Source organism: Microcoleus sp. (genome assembly GCF_049646505.1).
In the GTDB taxonomy this organism is placed as follows: Bacteria; Cyanobacteriota; Cyanobacteriia; order Cyanobacteriales; family Microcoleaceae; genus Microcoleus.
Map to the genome: position 1 here is coordinate 1 of NZ_JBARVX010000605.1, position 6,695 is coordinate 6,695.

General features: G+C 43.0%; 5 protein-coding genes. 1 reads left to right on the top strand and 4 read right to left on the bottom strand.

The annotated features are described in order from the left end of the window. Nucleotides 1-223 precede the first annotated feature (223 nt). Nucleotides 224-946 carry a pyridoxine 5'-phosphate synthase gene (locus WBA89_RS28280; protein WP_424410945.1) on the top strand — a complete coding sequence of 241 codons (723 nt, stop codon included), beginning with the start codon at nucleotides 224-226 and terminating at the stop codon, nucleotides 944-946. A 358-nt stretch (nucleotides 947-1,304) separates the two neighbouring features. Here the strand turns inward: WBA89_RS28280 and WBA89_RS28285 are convergent, their stop codons facing one another. Genes WBA89_RS28285 through WBA89_RS28300 form a run of 4 tightly spaced genes read right to left on the bottom strand, consistent with a single transcriptional unit; the run spans nucleotide 1,305 to nucleotide 6,171 of the window. Then, on the bottom strand, nucleotides 1,305-2,405 hold the full coding sequence (locus WBA89_RS28285) for a hypothetical protein (RefSeq protein WP_424410946.1): 1,101 nt from the start codon (nucleotides 2,403-2,405) through the stop codon (nucleotides 1,305-1,307). After that, nucleotides 2,402-4,255: a CHAT domain-containing tetratricopeptide repeat protein gene (locus tag WBA89_RS28290; protein WP_424410947.1), complete on the bottom strand. Its 1,854-nt coding sequence runs from the start codon at nucleotides 4,253-4,255 to the stop codon at nucleotides 2,402-2,404. Before WBA89_RS28290 ends, WBA89_RS28285 begins: the two co-directional genes overlap by 4 nt. 31 nt (nucleotides 4,256-4,286) lie before the next feature. Further along, a complete protein-coding gene (locus WBA89_RS28295; protein WP_424410948.1) occupies nucleotides 4,287-5,444 on the bottom strand; it encodes a DUF1822 family protein in 1,158 nt (385 codons plus the stop codon). 25 nt (nucleotides 5,445-5,469) lie between these two features. Continuing rightward, a complete protein-coding gene (locus WBA89_RS28300) occupies nucleotides 5,470-6,171 on the bottom strand; it encodes a hypothetical protein (RefSeq protein ID WP_424410949.1) in 702 nt (233 codons plus the stop codon). Between the last annotated feature and the right edge of the window lie 524 nt (nucleotides 6,172-6,695).

Below are 6,695 nucleotides of genomic sequence, written 5' to 3' on the forward strand. Positions count from 1 at the left end.
TCGATCGCACCGCACCGCTTTTCTGCATTACCAATCTAGAAGATTTAGCAGCAAAACACCAAACAGCAGAGGCGATTTTTGCCGAAACCTTACCGCTTGCAGAAAAGCTGATGCAAAACCATCCAAATCAACCCAATTAACAGCCGCACAAAAAATCAGCGTTCATTAGCGTTCATCAGCGGTTAAAATTAAAAATCAACAAACATCCGCAACTTCCAATCCCATGACAAAACTCAGCGTCAACATCAACAGAATCGCCCTCCTGAGAAACTCTCGAAACATCGGCATTCCCAGCGTTACCGAAGCCGCAAAAACAGTAATTGCCGCCGGAGCCCACGGCGTTACAGTCCATCCCCGCCCCGACGAAAGACACATCAAAGCTGCCGATGTTTACGACTTAGCCAAAATGCTAACTGTCGAGTTCAACATCGAAGGAAATCCGTTTCAGCCGCCATTTATGGATATAGTTTGCGATGTCAAACCAGCTCAGTGTACCTTGGTGCCGGACGCTCCCGACGTGCTAACATCGGATAGCGGTTGGAATATTCCCGAAAATCGATCTCGGCTTTTACCAATCATTGAAAAATTAAAAAATCACGGCATCAGAGTCAGCTTGTTTATGGATGCAGATCCTGCTCTTATGCCCCTAGCAAAAGAAGTTGGAGCCGATCGCGTAGAACTGTACACGGAACCCTATGCAACTGCTTTTCGCGAAGGTAAAGCAGAATCTGTTTTGCAACAATATCTCTTAGCAGCTAAAGCCGCTCAATCAGCAGGTTTGGGAGTGAATGCCGGCCACGATTTAAATTTGCAAAATCTAGCTAAATTTTGCTCAATTCCTGATATCATAGAAGTGTCGATCGGTCACGCTTTAATTGCGGAGGCGCTAGAAATGGGATTGTCCAATACAGTACAAGCTTACTTAAAAATCCTCTCTGATTCGTAGTATAAATTAACCGGGCGCGGGAGAGGGTGGTTTTGCATCGGCAAACTCGTTTGTATCTGATATTTTTCACCATTTTCAATTAGCCTTTTATGAACCAATACGGTTCACTTAACATATTTATGTCCTGGAGATCCCCCTAAATCCCCCTTAAGAAGGGGGACTTTGAGGGCATTCTTGTCCCACCCCCTACTCCCCTTTTTAAGGGGGGTTAGGGGGGATCGTCTTAAGTAAACCGTATTGTTTTATGAACAGGCTCTCCGGCCTGTTAAGCGAGAATGCTGCAAGATGTGAGTTGTATCTGATATTTTTCACCATCCCGCCTCTACGAATCCGATCGCCAATTCAACCGCAAACATGACTATTTTCTGTCTTCCCTCCTTTGCAAATCCCGCAATTGCTTATCAATTTTTTCCACCATTGGCAAATCACCCAAACTTTGAAATCCATCTTTTGCCATTCGCAAATAACGCATGGCTTCCAGATTGTTTCTCACCGCTGAATGCACTTGTCCCAACCCGTAGCGGGCCGCTGTCAGTTCCTCAATATCATCAAGTTTCGCTGCATTAATTGTCTTTGAATAGTAGGCTGAAGCCTGCGGAATCAGTTGCAGTCTATCCAAATATAAATCGCCCAACGTGCGATAAATTGGCGGTGTTTCAAGTCCGGCTTTTGGTAAAGTTTCTAAAATTTCTATTGCTTCTGCGATCGCACTTGTGTTAAGATAAATGCTAGAGATTGCTAATTTCTTGGCGCTTTCATTCGGTACTTGTTTGTCGATCGCCCCAACCTCACTTTTCACCCTTTCTACCTCACCCTCATCCAGCAAGCTAAACTCGATATCTCCCTCTCCGACGGCATTCTCTGATGAAGCGCCCGTATTTGCATCCACAATCAACTTGTAGCTAGCACCAGGTTTCAGCGCCGGTTCCCCCGGATACACAGCCTCAGTACCGCTAACAGTCATTTCCCAGTTTAATTTCGCTCCATTTTCCCGGAGGCTCAACTTATAGCTAGTCGCACCAGCAACCGGATTCCACCGCAAAATTGGCTTGCTGTCGAGCAATTTTGTCCGTCTCGGACTGATAATATAAGGAATTGGGGCGCTATGCCAAGCAATTTTACTGTCGCCGCGATCGGGACATTTAATTAAGTCGAGGCTACAATCAGATTTTTTGCTGGCTAACAAACAGCTATTCAATTGATTTTCAGAAGGTGCGATCGACTTAATTCCCAAATCAGCACATTGGATCGTAACTTGTCCGTTTTGTGCTGTTCGCAATTTGTCTCCCGGATAAATCGGCGTACCGCTGGTAGGGCGAACAATTAAGCCGTTTTGGCGCTCGATCGCAACTTCCCCGCTAGTATGGATAATCAGTCCGTTGGGTATTCTGTTAGTGGCTGCTAGGGCGGTAGTTGCGATCGAACTTAAACCGATAAAAATTGCCATCCTAGTTTTCATTTGATATTTCCTTTTGCTTGTAAACGTTGGTGGGCAATTTGGATACATTCATCTTGTTTCGGTATGCGGTAATTAGAATATTGAAGCGCCTTATTCCAGGCTTCTAAGGCTGCTTGCGGTTTACCTTTGATTTCGAGAACCTGTGCTAACAGACATTGAGCTTCAGGGCTGTCGTCTCTGAATTTTATTGCTATTTTTAAATCTGCTTCAGCAGCATCATATCGCTTTTGTGTCAACCGCACCCAGCCGCGATTTTTGAAACAAGTGGCTTTTACTCCGTCGTGTTTAGTATTTTCTAAGCAAATTGCGATCGCTTTTAAAGCTGCTTGATGTTTGTCCTTAAGAATGAATAATTTAGATATTTGAGCGGAAGCATCAGGAAGTCCCAACCACACTGCATTTTGCATAGCATCTAACGCACATTTGTCATCATTTAATTCATCACATAATATCGATAAATTATAATGAGGTGCTGCATAATTTAAGTCTATCAAAGTGGCTAATTTGTAGTATGTTTTAGCCGCAAAAGGTTGATTTGTGCGGTGGTTTTTCATGCCCATTTCATTGGCAACTTTGGCAAGCATCGGGCCAAATAATATATAACTGCTAGCGGTAGTAGCTAAACCGATTGCGAGACGCCGAATTAAATGAGATGGCAAAACAAACGATTGTTTATTTGGTAAATTGCCCGCGATATCTCCCGTGGGAACAATTGGGCGATCGCATCCTAATTCTAATAATTTTAATCCCTCAAAAGTTGGATGCTGACAAAGCATCGGTATGCCGCTCGCACCAGGAAAATTATGTTCGTGGCGCAGCAAATCATTTTTAGCTTTTCGTATTGCCAAAAACAGAGGTTCTTTCAGAGCTAAATATCTAAACAAAGATTTCACAAATTCCTGAGCAATGAAATCCGGGATTGGCGCCCGCATCACAATGACTGACGGCAAAGAAATGCCCTCAGTAACTAAATCGGCTGCGATTCCCAGGCTCGAACACGAGTTGAAAATTAGCAATTGCAAGCCTTTAAAAATAGCTTGCTTTAAACCTTCTTTAAAATCCTCTAAAGTAACAGTATTATCTTGGAGTTCTTGATTGATATATAGCAGTCCGTTAGCAGCATTAGTATCGCTATCGCTGTGTCCGGCATAAAATAAAACTTGCCAACCTTTTTCATCAAACAACTCGTTGCGGAACTCTTGAGGTGTCGGTTCTTCAAGAAATTTTAGTTCGCAGCAAATGCCCAAATATTTTTCAATCTCTTTTTTATCTTTTTTAACATTAATTCCCTTGCTGTTTCCTGTAACACCTAAAATTCTGCCTCGCGAAGGTAGAGGTATTCCCCCTATTGTTGCCTGTCGAGGAACTTTTTGATATTCTGGAGAACTGCCAATGATTTCAGAGTTGCGGTAGTCTTCGCGAAATTGCCACACATCCCAAGGCAACTGCCAAATCAAAGAGTTATTGCACTCTAAAAATATTTCAACAAACTCCGATCGATTGCTGATTTCTGTTCTGAGTTCTACCTCTATTTTTCGGTAAAAATCGTCATTACTCAGCCACTTGTTCATCTCTTGCTTCAAACCTTGATATATTGCATCAGGCCTGTTTTCAGAAATATTTGTTGTGCCTGCAGATTTGATTTTGATCCGAGAACCGCTTCTGTTATATTGACCGGCGACACAACTAGCTTTCCACCTTCTGTGCAACTCCTCAACTTGGGGTGCTGGCGGCAAGCTTGCTAAATATTGAGCGACAGTTTCCCCTTGTTGTTTCAACTCTGCTGTCACATGAGAAAAACCATTTTCAAAATCCCCAGACCCCAAAGCCAAGATGACAGTCCAGCTCATAAATTGGATGTAATTGTAGTTAATCAAATTATCATACCACAAAATTTTCTGTTATGCTCAAATCATCTAAAGCTACTCGAATACTAAAGCTCTCGTCTGGCTCTACATGAAAATCATTTAGCAAAATGCACAAGTTCTGAACTGTTGATTCTACCTCGTGTAGATTCTCTCCGGTATCGGAGATTAAGGACAGTTTAATATTTGTTGGCAAATAACGATCGCCGATCGCCGGATGCAGTTGCACGTGAACTCTGAGAGTGCGATCGTCCTCTTGGGCAATAGCAACCAACAAAGCAACAGTTGTTGAACCCAAACGCATTCCCAAATCAATCAACTTGGCCCGCGTGACATCAGCTTCGGGAAACCTATTGATATTGCTTCTAAGCCCGTGCGAAACAGATTCTGTACTGGAATTTCCACCTCCTCGAAATACAAAACTTGGGTTATCTTCAGGAAAAATCAGGTCTTCTAAATTTTGTTTACCTTGCTCAAATTTCTGCCAACCTGCTTCTGCAACATTCTTCAACCAATTGCCTAAATTAGATTTGACCGGATTTTCAATTTCAGTCGGTTCAGTCTCCGGCTGCGGATCGAATATCGACTCAACAGACTGCCAATCCGATGTAAATATATTCTCCAACCACTGACGCAGATCGACTTGAGATTCATGTATTTTTTCCAGGTGAATCAAGAAGTCATCCAGGGAATACAAATCGCTCAATACTAACTCGCCCGTTGTCGCAGTCGGATAAAAACCCAACAATCTTGCTTCTTTTTCTTCTTCATCAATTTCGACCGCAATATAACCGATGCGTTCATCCCTAGCTTCCGTGGGAACCCGACACATTTCCGGCAAATTTGCCGCAGCAATTGCATTGCCATTTTGGGTATTTTGATGTACTCTTCTAATTGGGATGCACTCAATTTTACCCAATCCTTTGATATACAAATCTGCGGCATTTGCAAACAAACGAACTACTGGATTCCAGCTATCGCATTGACTCAAATCAGTTTCAATATCTAACAATTTTAAATAATCGTCAACTGCTAACACTGCCAAAGTGTTGAGATAAATTTGTTCTACCTTTTGCGGATGGTTGTGTTCGGAAGCAAATTGCGATGCTAGACGAATTGCCTTTTGGGTAATTGGCATTGGCAATGATTGGATTCCGGTAGTATTGTTTTTCATTTGCCTAGTTGAACTCCCTGTATGATTAATAGCCATGAATTTTGCCAAATTTTTCCAACAAACGAGGACGACATTTGTTTTTCCAGAAACCGTAGATTGTCTGATAAGCACAGCCATATTCTGCGGACATCTGCGTAATATTTTTACCACACAACAAATTTTTCAAGATAACTTGACAAGTTAGATCCTTCCGTCCTCGAATGTGTTCGTTTAAGATGCCATCAGGATTAGTCTCGATCCAGTTTTTAACAATTTGAAAGTATTGGATACATTCAATAATATGACTGTCATCCTCAGCGGGCAAAATTTCGATTCGATCGATCAGCCTTCCGTCTTCTAAAAATTGTTCTCGATCGCATCTCCTGCTATTTTCTCTATCTACCCTCACAACCCAATTTTGCAGCCGTCGCTTGAAATAATAATTGAACCAAGTCATCGGGTTACTGCGAGTACGATCGTACTGACGGCCCGTGCGGGATTCGCACAAATTGCTAGAGAAAAACACCCACTGTTCTTGCAAAGCATCTTCATAGTAAGGTACGTTATCCTTCCAGATCAGACCGGAGTTTGTCATTTTAATCACAAGCTGACTCAATAAACGTTTCCGCTTCCAAGGGTTCGAGGTTTCCTGGCAAATTTGGGTGACAAGGATGTCGAGCTCTTGATATAGAATTTGTCGATCGCATGGGTGGTCTTCCCCCTGGGAGGGGTTGTACTCATCATTCATAGTTCAGTGCGGCCGCAACTTTGTTCCTACATTTACTTATCAGGGTTAGCTGGGGAATTTTATGCGAAATTCTGAAAGTTTTTGGCGGCAGGTGGTTGAAAGTCTTGCTGTGCCGTGGATTTGGCTGTAAATTTGGATGTAAATTTTTGTTAAGACTGGCGCGCCAAGCTCAAGAAACCGGGTTTTTGGGGTTTTTGCGGTGTGTGACGAGTATTCTCCGAAAAAACCCGGTTTCTGGGACTAATACCAAATTCATAAAATAGCGCTACATATCTACCCCCCCCAACCCCCCCTTGTAAAGGGGGGGAGTCAAACTTTCAGTAGCAGTGGTAGGGTACGTCAGATGCGAGATTCTCGATCGCCACAAAAAGCATAATTCTGATATCGTTTCCGGTTGCATCGGAATCATAAAATCGAGTCAACAGTTAACACTCAACCATTCAGTTTTTCGACCCGCCCGTCAACAGTCAGTAGGGGCGGTGGATGGTGCGGGCCCGCCCTCTTAACAGTCAACAGTCAACAAT